Here is a 22351-nt window from a genome sequence, read left to right as displayed (position 1 = left end):
TTTTCTCCCTATCTTTAGGCAAACACCGCTGATGCTCCGCTGCCAGAGCGTATTGCCTTTCATATTACTGCTCCTGTGCCTCTCCGTTCATGGAAGGGCCGCTGCAACGGCAGACAGTACATCGCTACCTGAAAATGTGCAGGCAGAATTAAATCTCAGCCGGCAAAAAGATGATCTCACCTCCTGGTTGTATGCGCGAATCGACTATGCAGAAGCCGCTCCCGCAGCACGGATCAGCTTTCTGATGAATACTCAGAAAGAAGCCTGGCGCAGTTATCGCAATTTACCTGAACGGCAGGCCTGGTTCAACCTGCTCATCCTTCAAGGCTACAATCTCCTTCAAACCGGTAATATGCTGGCCAGCATCCAGGCTTATGAAAAAGCCATGGAGTTCTATGATGCCTATCCCATTGCCGATACAGATGAATATGTGGAATATGTGCTCAAGCCGCTTGGTAATAATTATACAAGACTGGCAGATTATGATGCTGCTACCTTCATCCACCTGAAAACATTACAGATACTGAAGAAGGAGGGGAACGAAGCTGAAATGGCCGGGGTATACGCCAATCTCGCCACTTGTGCAAGATGGAAAAATGAACTGCCTGACGCCGCTGTGTATTGCAGACTGGGCCTGGATAACGCCTATGAACAAACGGCGCTCTATGGATTGCTCCTGAATACCTATGCGGATATCATGTTGCAGGAAAACAAAACTGACAGCGCCCTGCACTACAGTGAGCGCGCTATTCAACACCTGAAAGACTGGAGTAAAGTATACAAATCCAACTCACAGGCGCCCGGCTGGTATGCCGCAGCACTGCAACTCAATGCAAGATTACTGCTGGCTACAAAACAACCGGACCAGGCCCTGCTGCGCTGCAAAGAAGCGATGGAATTGCAGAACCGCTATTTCCCTGATACCAAACAACGCGAAAAAGCGAAACTCGCTGTGTTGTCAGGCGATATCCTCCTGCACTACAATCAGCCACAACCCGCGCTGGACAGCTATCAGCAGGCGCTTCAATTATTATTGCCTTCCTGGAAGCCCGCCGGCGCCGATCAGCTTCCTCCCGATTCATTGCTCTACTCCGAGAATACATTCACTGACGCACTGGCCGGCAAAGCCGCTGTGATGGCTGTTATGAAATACAAAGACATTGCACTGGAACATTATTTCGCCGTCTTCCGCGCAGCCAGGAAATTACGCGAAGCATTTTCCTACACCAGTTCACGCATCAGGGATATGCAGATATTGCGCGAACGCTCCGAAGCGGCAATGGCCATTGCCTGGGAACTGCATTTGGGAACAAGCTCTTCTTCACTGTATAAAGACCGGTTGTTACTGATCACCGAACTGAGCAAAGCACAGGTATTGCAGGATGAAAGAATGATGAGATGGCAAATGCGCAGCAATATCAGGCCAAACGATTCTCTTTTACTGCAACAGAAAAGATTGCAGGAAGCCGTGATCTATTATCAGCACGAGCTGATGGATGCCGGGAAGGACAATAAGGCCAATATCAAATCGCTGTTGCAAACTGCCGAATATGAACTGGCACTGCTGGGCAAACGTACCGGCAGAACAAATGCGCCGTCTCCTGAAATGCTCACCGTTCCTGCATTGCAGCAATTATACAAATATCTTCCCGATGGATTGACGATGATCAGTTTTTTCAATGGCCGGCAAACCAGTTACCTGATCCGTTTCGATAATGAAGGCGTGAAAGATGTACTGCCGGTTGCAGGATCAGACAGTCTCCGTAAACCGGTACTGAATTTCGTTTCGAAATGGTTTGGCAACGGCCCCAATGAAATGATCAATCAGCCTGATCAATATTGCAAAGAGAGCTTTCAGTTATATCAGACCATTTTCGGAAAACTGGAAATGAAAGCTATTGACCGATGCATCTTGCTTCCCGATGGAATTTTCAGCTACCTGCCATTCGATGCGATGATAACAGGATCCTGTACCGGTAAATCAGCCGGCAACTGGCCATTCTTTTTCAGGCAAACCATATTGTCGCAGGCCTGGAGTCTTCAAACCTGGTACGATCAGCAACAAACAAAATATCCGGCCGGTCATTTTGCCGGCTGGTTTGTGGGTAAAAGCAATAATCTGTCATTACCGGTGTTGTCTGTTGAAAAGGAATTGCAATGGTTGCAGGACCAGATCCCAGGAAAATATTACTCCAATGAAAGTGCCACCTGGAGCGCATTTCAGCAGGAGGTGGACAGTGCGGCCGTACTGCATATCGGCGCACATGCAGTTGCTGCAACCGGTAATGCATTTCCCTATTTGCAATTGTATGATCAGCCTTTCTATCTTTTCGACCTTCAGTATAAACATTTCGCACCTTCACTGGTATGGCTGGGCGCCTGCAGAACTGGTGATGGTAACCTGGTGGAAGGAGAGGGGATGAACAGCCTGAGCCGTGCTTTTGCCGCTGCCGGCGCAGGGGGCGTGGTAGCCGGTATGTGGAATGTGAACGACAATGCCTCAGCCGAGATCATGCAGCTGTTCTACACACAACTTGGTAATGGTGAGAATGCCGCTACTGCATTGCACAAAGCAAAAGAGGAATACCTGCACAATCATCGCAGCAATCAGATACTGCAACTGCCTTACTATTGGGCAGGATTCACGTACAGCGGGCACCTGCAGCCTGTTGTACTGCCGTCGAAAATGCCGGCTTTTGCCTGGGTGCTGGCGGGTATATGTTTGCTTACATTGTTCATATTCTTCTGGGTGTTCTTCAAAAAGATCTACAAATAAAAAAGGCCGGCATTGCAAACAATACCGGCCGGACAATGAACAAAACACCTATCATGCGAAACCTTCGTTCACCACATCCATCACTTTGTACAGTTTTTCACCCGCAGGCATTTTCCAGGTTACAAGCTGTCCCTTGCGATAACCGAGTAGTGCTGTGCCGATAGGAGCGAGAATGGAAACCTTCCCGTCATTGATGGCAGCTTTCTCGGGCAGCACCAGCATCAGTTCTATCACTTTGCCGGTGCGGTTGTCCTGTATGGTAACGGTGGAGTTTAAGCGAATTACATCTGTAGGGAATTCTTCTTTATTCAATACTGTTCCCTTGTTCAGTTCCTCTTTCAGTTTGTCTGCGTTTTTTTGATCGAAGAGATTGAGGTGCCCGCTTCCCTTGATATAGGAACTCAGCAACTGCACGTCTTCTTTCAGTAAGATCAATTCTTTCATTGCTGTAATATTTTTAGTTTAATAATGAATGTTTGCTGTTGGCAATAGCTGACTCGTGCAGCTTGTAGATATCGGCAAAACTGCGAGTGGTAAGCGCATCGGTTTTTCGGAAGAACTTGTCTGCCGTTATTTCGCTGATGGTTTTGAAACCGCAGGCCTCCATCAGTTCAACCACTGCCTTGATGGTGTTGCCATGGAAATTGGCAACGCGTTGTTTCTTATCCGTTATATCGATGCCTTTGTACAGTTTCGGGTCCTGCGTGGCAACGCCTGCCGGGCATTTGCCGCTGTCGCATTGAAGGGCCTGAACACAGCCCAGTGCGAACATCATGCCCCTGGCGCTGTACACGGCATCCGCTCCCAGCGATAATGTTTTGAGTATATCGAAACCGGTGATCAATCTTCCGGATGCCAGCAGACGGATCCCATCTTTCAGGTCGAATTCTTCCAGTGTGCGGCTGGCAAATGCCAGTGCATCGTGCAGCGGCATGCCGAGATGGTCTGTGAATTCCAGCGGTGCTGCGCCGGTACCGCCTTCGGCTCCATCGATAGTGATGAAGTCAGGCAGGATGCCGGTAGTGATCATGGCGCGGCAGATCTCCCTGAATTCTTTCGTATTGCCGATACAGAGCTTGAAACCGACAGGTTTACCATCCGATAATTTTCGCAGACGGGCGATGAACCAAAGCAATTCCTGCGGGTTGCTGAATGCGCTGTGTGCAGGAGGGGACGCTACCGTGGTATTCGGTTGCACGTTCCTGATAGCAGCGATCTCCTCCGTATTCTTGGATGCGGGCAGCAGTCCACCATGGCCCGGCTTGGCGCCCTGGCTGAGTTTTAATTCGATCATCTTTACCTGCGGTTTCTGTGCATTCTCACGGAAAAGATCATCCGAGAAATTACCCTCCAGGTCGCGGCATCCGAAATAACCTGTACCGATCTGCCAGATCAGGTCGCCGCCCATCAGATGATAATTACTGATGCCGCCTTCGCCGGTGTTATGAGCGAAGCCGCCGATGCGTGCGCCTTCATTCAGTGATTCCACGGCAGTTTTGCTCAATGCGCCATAGCTCATGGCGCCGATATTGAGGATACTGGCATGATAAGGTTGCGAACACTGGTGATTACCGATCCAAACGCGGAGATCCTTGTCCTGTACAGTAACGGGATAGAGCGAATGCGCCAGCCATTCGAATCCGGGTTGACCGGGATCCGCCTGCATACCAAAGGCTACCGTCTGTTTTTCATTTTTGGCGCGCTGGTACACAATGGAACGCTGACGGCGGTTGAAAGGCCTTCCGTCCAGGTCCGATTCAAAAAAATATTGTCTGAGTTCCGGCCTCACTTTTTCCGAGAGGTAACGGAAATACCCGATCACCGGGTAGTTGCGAAGCACGGCGTGCTTCTTCTGAATTCGATTATAAATGGCAAGCAACAATAAAGGAAGGGCTACCAGCAATACGAGCCAGGATTCACCGCTGAGGTAAACCTCCTGCAGCAGGACCACATTCGCAATTGCCAATAGCGCAATAATACCGCTGCTCGCCGAAATCCTTGATTGATTTCGCGGCATAGCAATACCATTTTGACTGAAGTAAATATGTTGTACAGGAAAGCTCCCCGGGTCCGCTGGTCTGCAACAGATCAGGCCGGGGGTTAAGTATTAAAGTCTTTAAAAGAGGAGAAATAATACAGTTTCTGTGCAAATCGTGGACTCTTCACACTTGCATGGATGCAATAGTGATGCGCCTGCGTACTTCGTGATACGCGCACTGCCACAGAATGCCTGCATGATATGGTGAATGGATTGTTCAAGTAGTACAAATATAGCCCTTAAAGCCATTCTTCCAAGAGAATGGCTGTTTACTAAGGAGATTTTAACCTTCTGTATGGAAAGGATCACTGCAATTCTTCGAATACGCCAGTGCGTTTGTTCTTGCGCACATTGTCCCAGTTGAAATATCTTCCGTTCATGCAGATATAAACTCCATGCGGCAAGGTTTGGGCAAATGCCATAGCGCCGCCGAGATTGAAGAACCCGTCGGATGAACCGAATTTATAAGGGATCATGGCGCCGGTGATCACGATGGTCTTGTCCTTCACTTTTTCCGCCAGCACTTTGGCTGTAACGGTCATGGTATCCGTGCCGTGCGTGATCACGATCTTCTCTTCGGGAGAGTTGCGCACCTGGTGGGCGATGAGTTCACGGTCTTCATCCGTCATCAGTAAACTGTCTATCATCATAAGGGTGCGTACCGTGGTATCCAGCGTGCTGCGTGCACGCTGAAGCATTTCAGGAAGATGGGTTTCCTTGAAAAACAATTCTCCGTTCAATTCATTGTATTCCTTGTCGAAGGTTCCGCCGGTAATGAAGATTCTGATAGACATGAGCAAGGTGTTTGTGGTGGGCAAAATTAAAGTACTGAAATAATAAAGTCCAGTCGATTTTGACAACTCCCTGCTGATAGCCATGGAGTTAGGCCCCCCTGTATAATCAAAAGGCCCCTTCGTTTGAAAAACTGTAATAAACTGGGGTTGTTGCCGAAGAAAATTCAGGAAAGGGGGCGGATAAATCGAAAGCAGTCAGCGCCGGGTTCTCAAATGCGAAATGAGGGGCAGAAACAGAATTTCCACTTTTTTATTCCAAAAAAAGTATAAAAATGAACATTCACTGGTTCGATCGGTACCGAAATAAAGTACTAAAGGTCATAATGCAGTTGCTTTTTCATACTAATGGCTTTCTTTACATTTCTCAACAGACTATGGAAAGAGATCCAAGGTACAAAGCAGTTAAACTGATGGTGGAAAGCGGACAGATAACTTTATTCAATGAAATGTTCCGTATCATCCCAAAAAGTGTAGTGGCAGCGGATTTAGGCAAACAGAACATCCGCTTCACCATGCTCATGAACCGTATTGAAAGGTTTACTCTGAAGGACCTGTTCCTGCTGGGCAAGTTCTTCGAACTGGATGAACGCAAGATCTTTGAACTTGCGTACAAGCAATACCTGCAGCAAAAAAAGCAAAAGAGCATATAGATCACCGTTAGTACAAAGAACTATTCGCACCAATCTTAACCATTGACCAAATCCTCCGGCGACCGGAAGCGCCGGCAAACGCGAACGATTAGTAGCCTTACAAAAAAGATACAGGGGTCGGTTACCGGCCCCTGTTTTGTTTTTACAGGATGTGGCAGTCGCTCGCCTCCCGGCGAGTGACTGCCACATCCTCATTCAGTTCCGGGAATTCATTAATATTGCAGCCGGTAGACATGCATAATTCATTGTGTGCAACTTACCCCTCAACTGAATGCTGAATAGTCTGACTGCCATATCGGATCTCCGGTCCCTGCAATTGCGGCGCTATGCCCGCTGTGCCATCGCACTCATCACCGGATGCATGGCGCTCCTGTCCATTGCTTATCCCCAGGCCCGGCGCGTTGACAGCCTGCGGGAAATTTTGAAAATCTCCGGACTGCCGGACTCTCAGAAGATCAGAAACCTCAATCAGCTCGCATTCTGGCTCAACCGCGATTCCACCAATGAAGCACTGGTCTACTCCAATGAAGCTTACCTGCTATCTCTCAAAACAAATAATCAGCCTGCACAGATCGCGTCCCTGCTTAACCTCTCCGAAGGTTATCTGTACAACGATAGCTATGAACAGGCACTTGAATACGGCTTCGCAGCCCTCGACATCAGCAAAAATCTCAAAAGCGATCCCGATATCGCCAACGCGTATACCAATCTCGGCTGGATCTTCTACGATACCGAGAACGGCAACTTCGCGCTCCAATATCACAGGGATGCCCTGGCCCTCCATCAGAAACTGGGCAATAGAAGCAAGGAAGCAACATCGCTCAACGCCATCGGCCTCGTTTTTCAATTGAAGAACGAATACGATTCTGCCCGGAAATATTTCGATCAGAGCCTTCAAATGGCCCGCGCAGAAAATATTCCCGGCACCATCAGCGCTGCTTATAATAATATAGGTATCTGTGAAAATGCCAGGGGGCGCTACAAAGAAGCCGTAAGTTTTTTCCAGAAAGCACTGGAGATCGATTCCTCCCGGAACCATACACCGCTCAGCCAGGCCGAAACGCTCAACCAGCTGGCCTACTCCCTGCTGATGCTGAAAAATTATCCGGAAGCCGAAGCCATGTTGAAAAGGTCCAGAACCATGATCGAGAGCGCCACTTCCAATACCAAAAAAGAAAAGATCCTCGATAACCTCAGCATTTCCTCGCAATTATACCAGGCCCTGGGCAATTACCGCCAGGCTTTCACGGACCTGCAGGAATACACCAGCGTGCGCAACCAGATCCTGACCAGGAGTAAAAGCGATGCTATCGCAGCACTCAAAACCAAAAAGGAAACACAGGAAAAAGAAACAGAGATCAGGGAACTGGCTGCCGAAAAACAATTGCGTTCCTTTCAGCGGAATGTACTGGCCCTTTGCATTGTGCTGATCATTATCATCGGTCTCCTTTTCTACTCGAAGCTCAGGCAAAAACAGAAAAAGGAAAAAGAGCTGGAAGAGATCAAACAGGCGCTGATCCGTAAAGACCTCGATAATACCCTCCTGGAAAAAGCCGCGCTCCAGGATAAGCTTAAGTACAAGGATGCAGAACTGAAGAATTACGCCCTGTTCATTTCACAAAGGAATGAAATGGTGCGTAGCTTCATCGAAGATCTGTCCGATCTGAAACTGGAAGGGGAGGGGAAGAAGGAAAGCCTGACCCGCTTCAATAAGATGATCCAGAAATTCCAGCACGATCTCGACATCAACAAAGACGCGCAGGATTTCAATTTATCGGTAGACGAAATCCACAAAGACTTTTTCTTTAACCTCCTGAAGAAATATCCCGAGCTAACCGAAAATGAAAGAAGACTTTGCGCACAGATCCGGCTGAATCTTTCCATCAAAGACATCGCTTCACTCAATAATATTTCCGTAAAGTCCGCCGAAATGGCCCGTTACCGCCTGCGCAAACAGTTCAGCCTGGAACATGGCGATAACCTCAATGAATTCCTTAAGCAATTTTAAGTAGCTGATTATCAAATGCTGTTCTGCCTTGTAGAGGTCAAATAGAGGTACTCTGAAGGCTTGTGTAGATGCTGTTTTGAAGGGTTTCAGAACAGTCCGGGGTATTTTCATTGCACCAATTCAAATCCCCTAAGGACTCTCTTTTGAGACAATTAAACTTCAAAAAAAGCAACATGCAAATGCTAAAACGATTGCTACAGAAATTGACGCTAATATGCCTTCTGCTGGCAGGCTGGCTATTCGCTTCCGCTATGCCCCGCGACTGGACCATCAAAGGTGTGGTGACCGACAAAAATGGTAATCCCGTAGAAGCGGCTTCCGTTTCCGTGAAAGGAGACACCCGCGGAACGAAGACAGATGCGCTCGGAAAATTCCAGCTCAGCGTTCCTGAAAATGCCACCCTGGTGATCACCGCCGTTGGATATGCATCCACGGAAATAAAGATCACCGAAGAAAAAGAGATCAAAGTAAGTCTCGAAGCTTCCGCCAGTAACCTCAACGAAGTGGTTGTGGTAGGATATGGCACCCAGAAAAAAGGCGACCTTACCGCAGCTATTTCCACTGTGAACGCCAAAAACCTGGAAAAACAACCTACTGCCAACCTGGGTACGATGTTGCAGGGACAGGCCGCCGGTGTGATCGTCTCCTCCGGTTCGGGTAACCCTGCCGGTAATCCCTCTATCGTTATCCGCGGCATGAACAGTATCAATAACGATAAACCACTCTACGTGGTGGATGGTATCCCCCAGGATGATTCATACGACCTAAATCCTAATGATATTGAAAGTGTCAATATCCTGAAAGATGCTTCCGCATCCACTATTTACGGTGCACGCGCTGCCGGTGGTGTGATCATCATCACCACCAAAAAAGGAAAAGGCGGCGAGCCCAGAGTGAACTTCAGCGGCTTCTTCGCGCAGCACAAACTCAATAACAATATCGATCTGCTGGATAAAGTATCCATGAACAAAGTGGTGAGGCAGGCATATGCCAACGATAATGGAACGCCTCCCGTGTATGTAATGGATGATAACAAATACGGCAATACCAACTGGCAGGATGCATTCTTTAAAACAGGTACTGAACAGAAATATGATGTGGACCTTTCCGGAAGTTCCGACAAGATCAGCTACCGCCTGAGCTATGGCCACTGGGAGCATAATGGCACCGTGATCAATTCCGGCGCAAAACGCGATAACGTCCGCCTCAACAGCGATATCAAATTGCTCAACAACCGCCTGAAGATCTCGCCGATCCTCAGCTATACCAAATTCAACAACAAGAATTTCGGAGACGCCAATACCGATGGCAATGCCGGCTATTCTGAGATCATGTATCTCTACGAAGCCCTGCCGCATATCCGCATCTACGATCCCGCTTCCCCTAATGGTTATGCGAAACCTGAAGCAGAGCTTGGTTCCGGCAACCCTGTTGGTGAGCGCATGCTGTCAGACAACCGGAGCAATGATGATTATCTCCAGATCAACGTGAGCGCAGATCTCAAATTGTGGAAAGGATTGTCTTACACCCTCAATGTAGGAAAGAACTTTACTAACCAGTATGAGTATTCGCAAACACAGGCATATGATTTCGGGGCTCAGGCATTCAACCAGTTCCCGAGCCGTTCCGAATCCAGGGGACGTATAGAATATTCCGTATTCACGCATTTACTCAACTATGAGAAGAGCTTTGGCGATCACACCCTCAAAGCCATGTATGGATTCTCTCGTGAGAAAAAAGTGAGCACCGGCACAAGCGGTGCGGGCAATCACCTGAGCAGCCCGCTGATAGAAGCGCTGAGTGGCCTCATCATCGAGGGTTCCGGCGATTATATCCGCGCTAATGGATGGAATTTCAGCAACACGCTGCAATCCTTCTTCGGCAGGCTCAACTACAGCTACAACGATAAATATCTTTTGCAGGGAAGCATCCGCCGCGACGGATCATCACGCTTTGCACCAGAACATCGTTACGGAACTTTCTGGTCTGCCTCTGCCGGATGGAATATGCACAAGGAAAACTGGTTCAGGGTTTCCTGGATCGATGAGCTGAAACCACGCGTGAGCTATGGTATCGTGGGCAATCAGAATATCTCCAACTTCCAGTACCTGGCCAGGATCTACCTGCTGGGCAGCAGCAATGTGCTGAATTATCCTTTCGGGCCCAAGGCCAGTCAGCAGGTATACATCGGCGCTATCTCCAATGCCTTCGCCAATAACAATATCAAGTGGGAACAAACCGGAACTTTCAATGCCGGTCTGAACTTCAGCCTGCTGAAGAACAGGCTGAGCGGTAGTTTCGATTATTTCAAATCCCGCACGGAAGACATGCTGGCTGAAACACCCATCCCGTCTTCATCCGGTATTACACAGTTCCCGCTCACCAATATCGCCACCATGGAGAATAAAGGTTGGGAACTGTCGCTCACCTACCGTCAATCCAATGCTTCAGGATTTTCTTTCGATGTTACCGGTAACGTTTCGCACAGCCAGAACAAGATCATCCGTCTCGGGTACGATGAAGGCGTGATCCAGGATGGCTCTGTTGATTACACCAACCGCACCACTACCATCACCAAAAAAGGAATTCCTCTCGGAAGTTTCTATCTCTACCAGACAGCCGGCATCTTTCAGAAACAGGAAGAGATCGCAGCTTACAAAAACAAGGATGGTGAACTGCTACAGCCCAATGCCAAACCCGGCGACCTGAAATTTGTGGATGTGAATGATGATGGAACCCTGGATGATGGAGACAAAGTGCTGATGGGAAGTTCACTTCCTGATCTCGACTTTGGCATCAACTTCAATGCTTCCTATAAGAATTGGGATCTGAGCATGTTCTTCAACGGCAAAAAAGGACTGAAGATGTACAATGGAGCAAAGATGTTCCTCTATCGCTTTTTCCGTTCTGCCGACCTCAGCAATGCCTGGACGCCGGATAATCCCAATACCGATGTGTTCCGCGTCTCCAACTCCGATGTGAACCTCAACCAGCGCGTGAGCAATTACTTCCTGGAAGATGCGTCTTTCGTTCGCCTTCGCAATATCCAGATCGGTTATACGGTGCCGTCAGACCTGCTGAAACGAGCATACCTCAGCAAGCTCCGCATCTATGTAGGCGCCTACAACCTGTTCACCATCACCAATTACACAGGTTTTGATCCGGATCTTACCAGCACAGGCATTTTCAGCCGCGGGGTAGACAGGGGTTATTATCCTCTCAGCCGCTCCTTTGTGGCAGGTATCAACCTCGGATTCTAATGCTAACCTTCAAAAAAGAGAAAAATGAAAAAATATAAAATGGTATTGCTGGGCATCGGTATCAGCGCAATGAGCCTCAATGCCTGCTCCGATAAATACCTGGACCTTCAGGATAAACAAAGCCTCAACGAAAATACTTTCTGGTCAACACGCGATCATGCCAGATGGGGTATCACTGCTGCCTATGCTGCCCTGCAGGGACATGATGGTTCCATGTGGACATTCTTCGAACAGGTATATGTTGGTCTCACTTACAAGAGCGATGAAGTGGACAACAATAAAAATGAACCCTACGGAAAAGAGCTCGCAGCATTCATCAACGGACCAGAAGAAAGCTCTACCTGGAATATCTGGGCAACCTGCTATGCAGGTATCGGCCGCGCAAACCAGGTGATCGAAAATGTGCCGCGCATCGGAGACATGACCGATGAAGAAAAAGCACAGGTGATCGGTGAAGCAAAATTCCTGCGTGCACTGAATTATTTCACGCTCGTGAACGGATTCGAGAACATTCCCCTTGTACTCACTTTTGAAAAGGATATCACCAAACTGCGTGTTCCGCAGGTGAAACCAGCAGAGATCTGGGCTCAGATCGAAAAAGATCTGAAAGACGCAGAAGCTGTACTGCCACTGGATTATAACGATAACGACATGCAGGGCCGAGCTACCCGTTACGCTGCCAAAGCCCTGCTGGGCAAGGCTTATCTCTTCCAGGAAAAATGGGCCGATGCCGAAACCAAGCTCAACGAACTGTACAATAAGTTCAGCCTGCTGCCCAATTATGTTGATAATTTCAATGGCAAATCCGAGAATGGCCCTGAATCTATTTTCGAAATTCAATTCAGCGGCGATCGTACGGTTACTGATGAACGTCACCCTTTCAATTTCGAGCTCCGTCCTGCCGCCCTCGATGGCTGGGATGAAATGACGCCTTCCGACTGGCTCTTCGAAGAATTTAAAAAAGATCAGAAACCTGGCGGCGGCTACAGTGACCGCGTATATGGCAGCATCTTCTTCGATGATCCCAATTCTTCCATGTACGATCTCAGTGTTCCTGCTAACCTGGTTCCCTATTCCGTAGTGAAGGATGATCTGCGCATGCCTTACTATTTCACCAAGTACACTTATCCCACAGACAGGGGAGGGAACTACACTGGTATCAACATCAACGTGATCCGCTATGCAGATGTACTGTTGATGCTGGCCGAAGCGATGAACGAGAACAACAAAACAGATGATGCCATCGGACTGATCAATGAAGTGCGCACCCGTAGTCATGCCAAAGAGCTTGAAACCGGCACCTTCAACAAAGACCAGCTGCGTACGCAGATCCGTCACCATGAGCGTCCCGTAGAACTCAGCATGGAATGGGGCATCCGCTGGTTCGACCTCGTTCGCTGGGGCCGTGGCAATATTGCCAAAGAATCCGTGAAAACAACACTCAGCAATCATAACAAGCCTTTCGCCAATAATTTTGATGACAAAAAGCATGTGCGTTTCGCAATCCCTCAATCGGAGCGAAACGCCAATCCTTTACTGGATCAGAACTTTGGTTACTAGGCAGTCTTCTGAAAGCGCGTGGCCCGGCAAACAGGTCGCGCGCTTCTTTTCCCGCATTACATGTGAAAACTGATTAAGACGATCATGCAAAAAAAGGTATTATCTCTCGTGCTGGCTGCAATGCCATGGATGGCGATTGCGCAATCAACGAACAATGACTGGGAAAATCCCACCGTTCCTTCTCTCAACACAGTTACTCCACACGCCTGGTTCATTCCCTACAGCAATGAGCCCGCTGCAATTCAGCAGCAATCCTCCACCAGTATCCTTTCGCTGGATGGAATATGGAAATTCAATATCGTCAACAAACCATCCGACAGGCCCACTGATTTCTACAAAAAAAATTTTGATGTAAGCAAATGGTCTGAGATCCCTGTACCTGCCAACTGGCAAACCCAGGGAAAGGACAGTTACATTTTCACAGATGTAGAGTATCCCATCAAAGTGAATCCGCCTTTTGTACCGGAAGACTTCAATCCTGTTGGCTCCTACAAACGCAGTTTCCAGCTTCCCGCCGGTTGGAAGGGACGCGATGTGTTCCTTCGATTCGGCGCCGTCAATTCATTTTTCTATTGCTGGATCAATGATCACTATGTTGGCTTCAGCAAAGACAGCAAAACCCCTGCTGAATTTGATATTACACCTTATTTGAGATCAGGCTCCAACACAGTGTCTGTGCAGGTCTTCCGCTTCAGCGACGGTACTTACCTGGAAGGGCAGGACATGTGGAAGCTCAGTGGCATCGAGCGTTCCGTGGAACTGATCGCCAGACCCAGGCTGGCTGTCTATGATTTTTTCGCCAAAGCCGGTCTGGATGCAGGTTATACGAATGGTATTTTTGATTGTACCCTTACCCTCAACCGTAAACCAGTTACACAAAAACAAATTGCCTTGCAGGTGAAGATCCTGGATGAAAAGGGCGACCTGGTTTTCCAGCAAAAGCAATCTTCCGATACAGGCCGCAACTACCGGTTCAGGTCAGAATTGAAAAATGTAAAAAGATGGACCGCCGAAACACCATCACTCTATACGATGGTGGTGAACAGTTTCGATAAAAATGGAAAACTGATCGAGAGCTTTGCACATCGCATCGGATTCCGCACAGCCGAAGTGAAGCATGGACTCTTCCTCATCAATGGCGTTCCCGTAAAGGTCAAAGGAGTGAACCGGCATGAGCACGATATGTTCACTGCCAAAGTGATCAGCAAAGAAAGCATGGTGCGGGATATCAAAGTGATGAAGGCTTTCAACATCAATGCCGTCCGCAACAGCCATTATCCTAACCGGGAAGAATGGTACCAGCTCTGTGATCAATACGGCATCTACCTGGTGGATGAAGCCAATATCGAATGCGATGGCATGGACTTCCACGAATTGAAAACGCTCTCCGATAAACCGGAATGGAAGGCCGCATATCTCGACAGGACCCGCCGTATGTTCGAGCGCGATAAAAATTTCACCAGCATAATAACCTGGAGCCTCGGCAATGAAAGCCGTTTCGGAGATAATTTCATCGCTACCTACCAGTTCCTGAAAGCGAACGACGATACCCGTCCTGTTGAATACGATGAGGCCCGCGATAATCCCTACACCGATATCATCACTCCCATGTACCGCGGCATCCATGTGTTGCAGGAATATGTGAAGGAGTGGAGAAGCCGGCCCTTCATCCTCTGTGAGTATGCGCATATGATGGGAAATGGCGGTGGCAACCTGAAAGCCTACTGGGACCTGATCTACAGTAACCAGCAACTGCAGGGAGGATTCATCTGGGATTTCTCCGATCAGACTTTTGAAAAGAAGGATGCGGCTGGTCGCAGCTTCTGGGCTTATGGCCGCGATATGGGAAATGTAGGCGCCACCAGCGATACAAGTTTCTGTGCCGATGGTTTGTTCGATGCAGCGCGTAAGCCGCATCCCCAGGCATATGAATTGAAAAAAGTATACCAACCCATCAGTTTCAGCACAGTTGGTTTAAGCGCCAATACCATCCGGCTAATCAATCGTACAGACTTTACCAACCTGGATGCCTATACGCTGTTTTGGTCTGTCAAGGCTGAGGGACAGGTGGTGGCTTCCGGTTCTGCTCCTGTGCAAAGTATCCAACCGCATACCTCAGGAGATATGGAACTGGCAATACCAAACTATACACGTCAACCCAACACTGAGTATTTCCTGACCGTGGAAGCCAGAACAAATACAGCTTCTGCAATGCTTCCAGCCGGACATATTGCCGCCTGGGAACAATTCGGGCTGCCCGGATTTGTTGCTGCAAAACAGGAAAAAAATTATACAGAACCACTGGTTCAGCAAGAGGCCAATGGTCTGTTACAAATGGGTAATGGAATATTCAATGTTGGTTTTGATCAACGGACAGGCTGGCTGAAACAGTACCGGATTGCTGGTACAAATATCTTGAAAGATGCATTGGTACCGCATTTCTGGCGTGCTCCAACTGATACAGATATCGGTAACAGCATGCAGATCCGCTGCGCGGTATGGCAGGATCCCCTGAAGGGAGCGAGACTGGATTCTTTCAATGCAGTAAAGGTGAATGAATACGAAAGCAGCATCACTACTGTACATTATTTGCCTGCTATTGAGGCAAATTATAAAGTGCAATACCTGGTAAACGCCAACGGAAACGTTCAGGTGAATGTGCTGATGAAAGCAGGCAATAACAATTTCCCGGAAATGCCGAGATTTGGTATGCGTGTTTTGTTGCAGCCCGATTTCAATAAAGTGACCTGGTTTGGCCGCGGGCCTTTTGATAACTATGATGATCGCAAGACCGCTGCGGCCATCGATCTGTACAGTATGCCGGCAGATTCGCTTTTTCATCCTTATCCCCGCGCACAGGAAAGTGGCTACAGAACTGATGTACGCTGGATGGGGATGCAGAACAAAAGCGGGATCGGACTGATGGCCATTGGAGCACCCACCATCAGTACCGGTGTATTGCATTTCGATATGAAAAAACTGGAATTCGACAGACATGCAAAAGAGAACAATCATGGTGGCAGCATGAGCAACGATCCGCTGATCTGGTGGAATATCGATTACAAACAAATGGGTGTTGGAGGCGATAACAGCTGGGGCGCCAGAACACATGCAGCTTACATGTTACCGTACATGGACTACAATTATACGTTCACGTTACGTCCCATCCGGCCCTCTGATAAATTGAATGAAAAAGCAAAATAATGTACAGAAGCGTAATAAGTTTTTTACTGATAACAACGATCAGCACGCAGGCTCAGGCACAACGGGACCAGTTCCCGGATGTGCTTGATCTGCGTAATACCGTGCTGAAACCACGGGCTATCGAGCCTTCCGTATTCAGTGATCTCGGCGCCTGGCATGCCTATGCATTGCCCGCTGATAAAGCTGATCACGGTGGCTTCACAGGCCCGCTGCTGATGGATATGGATGGCAAATGGCTGGGTAATGGTTTTGCAAAGCTGTTATTGCTGGAAGGAGCGAAGCAATTGGACCTCTCTTCAGCAAAAGCCATTCTGCATTATTATCCCGGCATGCTGGAGCAAATACTGGAAAGTGAAAATCTGAAAATCAGGATGCAGCTCATCTTCGTTTCCAATCGTGAAGCGATGATCAATACAAGTATCACCAATCTGGCGGATCAACAACGCAGCATCACACCGGTGTATGAAGGATTGGCATTTGGTAAAGGGATTGAACTGGGAGGCGAAGGAAATACTGTGCAGGTCAGGTTTACAAAGGCGCAACAAATATTTCGCCTGCATTTGCCGGAAAAATTGCAATGCAATATTATCCGTCGGGACAGCAGCTATACCGCTATCGCCCAACCGATAACTATCGGGAAGGGCGCCACCATTTCCTGGAACAGGGTAGAAGCTTTTTATCCATCCGAAAATCACGTGCCGGAGTCTGCAGCTACTGGCTTTGAAACAGCTTTCGAGAAAAATAGACAACGCTGGAATACTTATCTCAACAACTATTTTACCAGTAGTCCCGGCCTTAACGAACAGGAAAAAAGACTGGCTGTAAAAGCCATCGTTACCCTGATCACTAACTGGAGAAGTGCTTCTAAAGACCTGTTGCACGACGGTGTTTTCCCTTCCGTCAATTACCAGGGCTTCTACGGCGTGTGGAGCTGGGATAGCTGGAAACAGGCTGTGGGACTGGCTTTGATAGATCCGCAGATAGCAAGGGATAATATCCGTTGTATGTTCGATTATCAGGACGATAACGGTATGGTGCCCGATTGCATTTACAGCGACAAATCGGAAAACAATCTCCGGGACACCAAGCCTCCGCTCGCCGCCTGGGGCGTATACGAAGTATACAAACAAGCTCCCGACAAAGCCTTTCTTCAGGAGATGTATGATAAACTGGTTCATTATCATCGCTGGTGGTATGCCAATCGCGATCACAATAAAAATGGACTTTGCGAATACGGTTCTACCGATGGTACGCGCATTGCGGCAGCCTGGGAAAGCGGGATGGACAATGCCGTCCGTTTCGACAGCGCCGTGATGTTGAAAAACAACCCAACAGCCTGGAGCCTCGATCAGGAAAGTGTTGACCTCAATGCTTATCTCTATCGTGAAAAATTATACCTCGCAGACATTGCCACCGAACTCGGTAATAAAACTGCGGCAAAGCAATGGAAGCGCGAAGCGGCTGCCCTGAAACCTGTTATCAATAAAGCCTTCTATGATGCTGCAAGTGGCTTCTACTACGATAAAAGAATGGACCGTCCCGGTTATATTTCCGTTGATGGACCGGAAGGCTGGATCCCGCTTTGGGCGGGCATCAGCAACAAACAACAGGCTGCTGCCGTGCAAAAGAAAATGCAAAACGGAACGATCTTCAATACACTTGTTCCATTGCCTACGCTGAGCGCCAGCCATCCCGCTTTCGATCCGATGAAGGGATACTGGCGTGGGCCTGTATGGCTGGATCAGTTCAATTACGGGATCGATGGATTGAAACGGTACGGCTATCATGATCTTGCCAGTCAACTGGTGAATAAATTATTGAAGAACGGAGAAGGGATCCTGTCGGACGCCCCCATTTGCGAGAACTATCACCCGCTGACCGGGAAAGGGCTCAATGCAAAGAATTTCAGCTGGTCGGCCGCACATCTTTTACTCTTACTAAAGTCCAGATAACACATGAGATTTTCTACAGAAGCAGTGAACCTGCTCGTTAAACAGTATTTCGGGATTGCCGGGAAGGCAACTGATCTGAGTGGATATGATGAATGGAATTATCTCATCACCGCCAGTGATGGAAAACGGTACGTATTCAAAGTGGGAACTGATCAGCATGGTGCAGCATTCCTGCGGGCACAGGTGAAGATCACGGAGCATCTTGCATTTACCTCTGTGGGATCGAGATTACAGCAGCATTATCCCGCAATTGATGACCAGTTGAAAATGGTGCCGGTACTGATAGATGGAAAACGATACTATCTTCGCCTGCTCAATTTCCTGGAAGGTAATTTCTGGGCAGCCTCAACCGTTCGTCCGGGCAGCCTCTACGCTGATCTCGGGAATTTCCTGGGAACCATGGACCGTCATCTCAGCACCTTTTCCCATCCGGCTATGCACAGGCGTTATACCTGGGATATCAGTACAGCGCCCGATGCCAACAGGAAATTGAAATACATCACTGATCCGCATCAAAGGCGGATTGCAGGTTATTTCCTCCTGCAATTCGATACAGAAGTGCAGCCTGTACTGAGTTCTCTGCGACATGCCTATGTACATAATGATGCCAATGATTACAATCTCCTGGTGACCAATGGAAAGATTTCCGGCCTGATCGATTTTGGCGATATGGTGTATACAGCGCTGATCAACAACCTGGCGGTGGCCTGCACCTATGCTATGTTCGATGCGAAAGATCCTTTGTATGCAGCATCCCTGGTAGTGGGCGGTTACCACAGCGCTTATCCGCTTACGGAACAGGAAACAGATCTGTTGTACTGGCTTATCGCAGCTCGGTTATGCATCAGCGTTGCTGAATCTGCCATGAATACAGCTAATGGCAGCACCAATGAACATCATTTCGTTACGGAAAAATCCGCCTGGGAATTACTGGAATACCTGATCCAATGCAATCCGGTAAAAGCGCAGGATGCCTTCAGGAAAGCCTGTGGATTTGCTTCCATTATTACCAAAGATGAATATGCAGAACTCCTTGCAGAACGGAAAAAATATATAGGTCGCAATCTTAGTATCAGTTATGATCAACCGCTGAAGATCACGCGCGGTGCATTGCAATATCTGTACGACGACAAGGGCGGTACATATATCGATTGTGTAAACAATGTGAGCCATGTAGGCCACTGCCATCCTGTAGTTGTGCGTCGTATGCAGCAGCAGATCGCGAGGCTCAACACCAATACGCGTTACCTGCATGATGGTCTGGAAGAGTTTGCCGCTGCACTCACAGCTACATTGCCTCCCAGGCTGAAGGTCTGTTATTTTACCAACTCAGGCAGTGAAGCCAATGACCTGGCCATTCGCATGAGCCGTCATTTCACAAAGCAGGAGGATGTGATTGTGCTGGATCATGCCTACCATGGTACTTCCACCGTGGCTATCCAGATCAGTCCCTATAAATTCGATGGCAAAGGCGGATTCGGGCAGCAGCCCTGGGTGCATAAAGCCATCTCACCTGATCTCTACCGCGGACAATATCAGTACGGAGATGCAATGGCCGGTGAAAAATATGCAGCCGATGTACAACGCATCATTGCTGAATTGAAGCAGCAACAGAAAGCGCCGGCAGCATTCATCTGCGAAACCCTGCTGGGAGTAGGCGGACAGATCCCTTTGCCGGACAACTACCTGCAATCTGTATACGCACATGTGAAAGCGGCAGGTGGCGTTTGTATTGCAGACGAAGTACAGGTGGGATTCGGAAGGGTAGGTGAGAAATTCTGGGGCTTCCAGTTACAGGAAGTGGAGCCTGATATTGTGGTATTAGGAAAACCTATCGGTAATGGACATCCGCTGGCGGCTGTTGTGGTTACGGAAGAGATCGCCAATGCCTTCAATAATGGAATGGAATACTTCAATACTTTCGGCGGCAATCCGGTAAGCATGGTCACCGGCGCTGCAGTACTGGATGTGATACAGGATGAAGAGATGCAGCGCCATGCCAGGGATACCGGCGATTACCTGTTGCAGTTACTGAAAGACCTGATGGCCAAACACGCGATCATCGGGGATGTGCGTGGACATGGATTGTTCGTGGGGGCAGAGCTGGTGAAGAACAGGGCAACCAAAGAACCTGCTGTTCCCGAGATCCACCAGATAGTCCAGGCCATGAAAGCAAGAGGTTTCCTGCTGAGTACAGATGGCCCTTTACACAATGTGCTGAAAATAAAACCACCACTGGTATTCACCCGTGACAATGCCCTGCAGATGGTGCAGCAACTCGATGCTGTATTGTCTGCTATGCAGTAAGGTTATCGATCATAAAGCAGGGGTTTTGCTGAAAACGTTTCCAGTCGGTCAGCAGCCCCTGTTTCAGTTCCTGCAGGTCTGCATCTTGTTTGTAGCGTTCATGCAGGCTTTCCAGGCGACAGATATGTTTGATCAGATTGTAGCAGGCTGTGAGCTGACCAGCTGCGATCACTTTATCTTTCTTCTCTTTTTGTTCCTCATCAAACCAGAGAGTGGTGCCCATCGTTCTGGCTTCATCCACCAATTGTTGAACAGCCTTTGAAGGCATCAGGTCAGGCTTCATGCTATCCCACCAAACGGAGTCTACATCTTCCAGGTTCTTCAGTCTTCTTACTTCATGGGCACTGCTGAATTCATAGATCAGGCAAACCAATGCACGGTTCTTCATGATCGGCTTGGATAGAAGATGTTCATATTGACCTCTCCTGATCTGTTTCAGGAAGAGGTCGCTCACCAGCATCAGTGAGCTTTTCAATCTTTCGTTCACCATCGGCACCAGTTTGTTCAGGGGCAGCCGCAGAAAATAATCCAGGTAGCGGAAAGCCACTGCCATCGATCCTTTATTTTTCTTTTTTGCTTTTTTGAGTTTGGTGTAACCTGTCCAGTAGAGAAATGATAATGTAAAAGAAGGGATCAACAGCAGGTAACCTGCGATGGGTGCAATGTTCAGCAGGATGGATGCAATGCAGGCCAGCAGCAGGATATTGGAATACTTGCAGATATTGATCAGTCGCTGGATGGTGAGGAATCTCAATGCTTTCCCGGTACCGTTGTTGTGTTCCTGGTAAGGATCATTGAAATAACTGCTCACATCGCAGGAGAGTATCAGGTCGAATGGATGTTGTTCTGTTTTTTTGTTTCCTGCTTTTCCATTGAGGCGCCGGCTGTCTTCCATCTGAACGGCCCGCAATCCCATATTGTCGCAGATGCCGCCATCCATCAGCGCAAAGGTTTTGTTTTTCACTTTGTTTATGTCCAGTGGGTTATTATGTTCGTATTCCAGACCTTCCAGCATCTCATTTACGCTGGTATTCCTTTCGTGCACAAAATCATTGGGATACAGGATGGGCTCGAAGCCGCTGGGAAAGCAGCTGGAAGCAGCCACCACATCGCTGAGCTTGAGGCGGGCTGCTGTATGATTATTGGAGAATTTCAGGTATCCGTTACCGTTACGCAGAACATGGTGGCGGTGCGCATTGATCTGGAAATAGAAATTGATCCCGTTATTGAACTCCGTGGTATTGAAACAGACTTTTTCCAGGTGTGGTTTTACTTTTTCGTGGTTGGCATCGGCTATCTCACCCAGTGTTACATGATCGAAAAGCATTTTATCGTATGCTTTTGCGAAGGCATTGATGAGATTTCGTTTCTTTTTGATGACGGTCTTGTTGCCTTTTTCGTCCAGATATTCACCGGATTCAGTCCAGCTTTTCTTGTCCCGCAATATTCCGAAGCCTCCTGCAGCAGTTGTTCACCTTCCATTTTTTCACGAAGCTCCTGGTAGAAAGATGGAAAACTGTGCCTGGGATTGGTGTACAGGCTGCTTACATATCCGGCATTGGTGATGGAGCCACCCGAGGTGCTGGTGATGAAGCGAACCTTTTGAAGTAAAGATTTGTTTTGAAATGGTATCCGGTGAAGATAGGAGAGTACACCCAGTGAAAAGCTGGCTGCGCGGAACCCGCCACCTGAAAAGGTGAGCGCAATGGATTGAAGCGGTGTTTCAGGTTCAACGGTTGTGCATCCGTCGATGACCCTCAGCTCCAGGGGCTGACTCGTGGAGGGATTCATAGAAAATGGTT

The 22351-nt window shown here is 48.4% G+C and carries 13 protein-coding genes; 8 read left to right on the top strand and 5 right to left on the bottom strand.

The features are described 5' to 3' along the window. Positions 1-31: 31 nt before the first annotated feature. Positions 32-2776, top strand: coding sequence for a CHAT domain-containing protein (locus tag FSB84_RS27660; RefSeq protein WP_130544211.1), 2745 nt, complete (start codon positions 32-34; stop codon positions 2774-2776). Positions 2777-2827: 51 nt separating this feature from the next. Here the strand turns inward: FSB84_RS27660 and FSB84_RS27655 are convergent, their stop codons facing one another. From FSB84_RS27655 to FSB84_RS27645, 3 genes are all read right to left on the bottom strand, one after another. After that, positions 2828-3220 carry a GreA/GreB family elongation factor gene (locus FSB84_RS27655; RefSeq protein WP_130544210.1) on the bottom strand — a complete coding sequence of 131 codons (393 nt, stop codon included), beginning with the start codon at positions 3218-3220 and terminating at the stop codon, positions 2828-2830. A 13-nt stretch (positions 3221-3233) separates the two neighbouring features. Beyond that, positions 3234-4793 carry an FMN-binding glutamate synthase family protein gene (locus tag FSB84_RS27650; protein ID WP_130544209.1) on the bottom strand — a complete coding sequence of 520 codons (1560 nt, stop codon included), beginning with the start codon at positions 4791-4793 and terminating at the stop codon, positions 3234-3236. 326 nt (positions 4794-5119) lie between these two features. Then, positions 5120-5608 carry an asparaginase domain-containing protein gene (locus FSB84_RS27645; protein ID WP_127132568.1) on the bottom strand — a complete coding sequence of 163 codons (489 nt, stop codon included), beginning with the start codon at positions 5606-5608 and terminating at the stop codon, positions 5120-5122. Positions 5609-5982: 374 nt separating this feature from the next. On the opposite strand from FSB84_RS27645, the gene FSB84_RS27640 reads away from it, so the two are divergent. The 7 genes from FSB84_RS27640 to FSB84_RS27610 all read left to right on the top strand — a co-directional run bounded on the left by FSB84_RS27640 (position 5983) and on the right by FSB84_RS27610 (position 20549). Further along, positions 5983-6258 (top strand): hypothetical protein, encoded by a 276-nt coding sequence (locus tag FSB84_RS27640; RefSeq protein ID WP_130544208.1) that lies wholly within the window; start codon positions 5983-5985, stop codon positions 6256-6258. Between the two features lie 271 nt (positions 6259-6529). Beyond that, complete coding sequence (locus FSB84_RS27635; protein ID WP_130544207.1) at positions 6530-8266, top strand: tetratricopeptide repeat protein; 1737 nt, start codon at positions 6530-6532, stop codon at positions 8264-8266. A gap of 173 nt (positions 8267-8439) precedes the next feature. Then, complete coding sequence (locus FSB84_RS27630; protein WP_130544206.1) at positions 8440-11526, top strand: SusC/RagA family TonB-linked outer membrane protein; 3087 nt, start codon at positions 8440-8442, stop codon at positions 11524-11526. A gap of 24 nt (positions 11527-11550) precedes the next feature. Beyond that, on the top strand, positions 11551-13086 hold the full coding sequence (locus tag FSB84_RS27625; protein ID WP_130544205.1) for a RagB/SusD family nutrient uptake outer membrane protein: 1536 nt from the start codon (positions 11551-11553) through the stop codon (positions 13084-13086). 84 nt (positions 13087-13170) lie between these two features. Continuing rightward, positions 13171-16290 carry a glycoside hydrolase family 2 TIM barrel-domain containing protein gene (locus tag FSB84_RS27620; RefSeq protein WP_130544204.1) on the top strand — a complete coding sequence of 1040 codons (3120 nt, stop codon included), beginning with the start codon at positions 13171-13173 and terminating at the stop codon, positions 16288-16290. Then, complete coding sequence (locus FSB84_RS27615; RefSeq protein WP_130544203.1) at positions 16290-18242, top strand: MGH1-like glycoside hydrolase domain-containing protein; 1953 nt, start codon at positions 16290-16292, stop codon at positions 18240-18242. Before FSB84_RS27620 ends, FSB84_RS27615 begins: the two co-directional genes overlap by 1 nt. Before the next feature lie 3 nt (positions 18243-18245). Next, the gene (locus FSB84_RS27610) at positions 18246-20549 is read left to right on the top strand and encodes an aminotransferase class III-fold pyridoxal phosphate-dependent enzyme (protein ID WP_130544202.1); all 2304 of its coding nucleotides are present in this window, start codon (positions 18246-18248) and stop codon (positions 20547-20549) included. On the opposite strand, the gene FSB84_RS27605 is transcribed toward FSB84_RS27610, so the two are convergent. Continuing rightward, a complete protein-coding gene (locus FSB84_RS27605; RefSeq protein ID WP_147122406.1) occupies positions 20539-21876 on the bottom strand; it encodes a hypothetical protein in 1338 nt (445 codons plus the stop codon). The genes FSB84_RS27610 and FSB84_RS27605 overlap by 11 nt on opposite strands. Next, complete coding sequence (locus FSB84_RS27600) at positions 21858-22340, bottom strand: patatin-like phospholipase family protein (RefSeq protein WP_158644158.1); 483 nt, start codon at positions 22338-22340, stop codon at positions 21858-21860. Before FSB84_RS27600 ends, FSB84_RS27605 begins: the two co-directional genes overlap by 19 nt. Between the last annotated feature and the right edge of the window lie 11 nt (positions 22341-22351).

It is taken from the genome of Pseudobacter ginsenosidimutans, from assembly GCF_007970185.1.
GTDB lineage: Bacteria > Bacteroidota > Bacteroidia > Chitinophagales > Chitinophagaceae > Pseudobacter > Pseudobacter ginsenosidimutans.
The sequence above is the reverse complement of the archived record's forward strand: the minus strand, read 5'-3'. Positions and strand labels throughout refer to the sequence as shown.

Excerpts from the sequence above, each read along its gene's own strand:
- FSB84_RS27635 (WP_130544207.1), top strand. The coding sequence starts at position 6,530 with ATGCTGAATAGTCTGACTGCCATATCGGATCTCCGGTCCCTGCAATTG.
- FSB84_RS27645 (WP_127132568.1), bottom strand. The coding sequence starts at position 5,608 with ATGTCTATCAGAATCTTCATTACCGGCGGAACCTTCGACAAGGAATAC.
- FSB84_RS27610 (WP_130544202.1), top strand. The coding sequence starts at position 18,246 with ATGAGATTTTCTACAGAAGCAGTGAACCTGCTCGTTAAACAGTATTTC.
- FSB84_RS27615 (WP_130544203.1), top strand. The coding sequence starts at position 16,290 with ATGTACAGAAGCGTAATAAGTTTTTTACTGATAACAACGATCAGCACG.
- FSB84_RS27605 (WP_147122406.1), bottom strand. The coding sequence starts at position 21,876 with ATGCTTTTCGATCATGTAACACTGGGTGAGATAGCCGATGCCAACCAC.
- FSB84_RS27650 (WP_130544209.1), bottom strand. The coding sequence starts at position 4,793 with ATGCCGCGAAATCAATCAAGGATTTCGGCGAGCAGCGGTATTATTGCG.
- FSB84_RS27600 (WP_158644158.1), bottom strand. The coding sequence starts at position 22,340 with ATGAATCCCTCCACGAGTCAGCCCCTGGAGCTGAGGGTCATCGACGGA.
- FSB84_RS27655 (WP_130544210.1), bottom strand. The coding sequence starts at position 3,220 with ATGAAAGAATTGATCTTACTGAAAGAAGACGTGCAGTTGCTGAGTTCC.
- FSB84_RS27620 (WP_130544204.1), top strand. The coding sequence starts at position 13,171 with ATGCAAAAAAAGGTATTATCTCTCGTGCTGGCTGCAATGCCATGGATG.
- FSB84_RS27630 (WP_130544206.1), top strand. The coding sequence starts at position 8,440 with ATGCAAATGCTAAAACGATTGCTACAGAAATTGACGCTAATATGCCTT.
- FSB84_RS27625 (WP_130544205.1), top strand. The coding sequence starts at position 11,551 with ATGAAAAAATATAAAATGGTATTGCTGGGCATCGGTATCAGCGCAATG.
- FSB84_RS27640 (WP_130544208.1), top strand. The coding sequence starts at position 5,983 with ATGGAAAGAGATCCAAGGTACAAAGCAGTTAAACTGATGGTGGAAAGC.
- FSB84_RS27660 (WP_130544211.1), top strand. The coding sequence starts at position 32 with ATGCTCCGCTGCCAGAGCGTATTGCCTTTCATATTACTGCTCCTGTGC.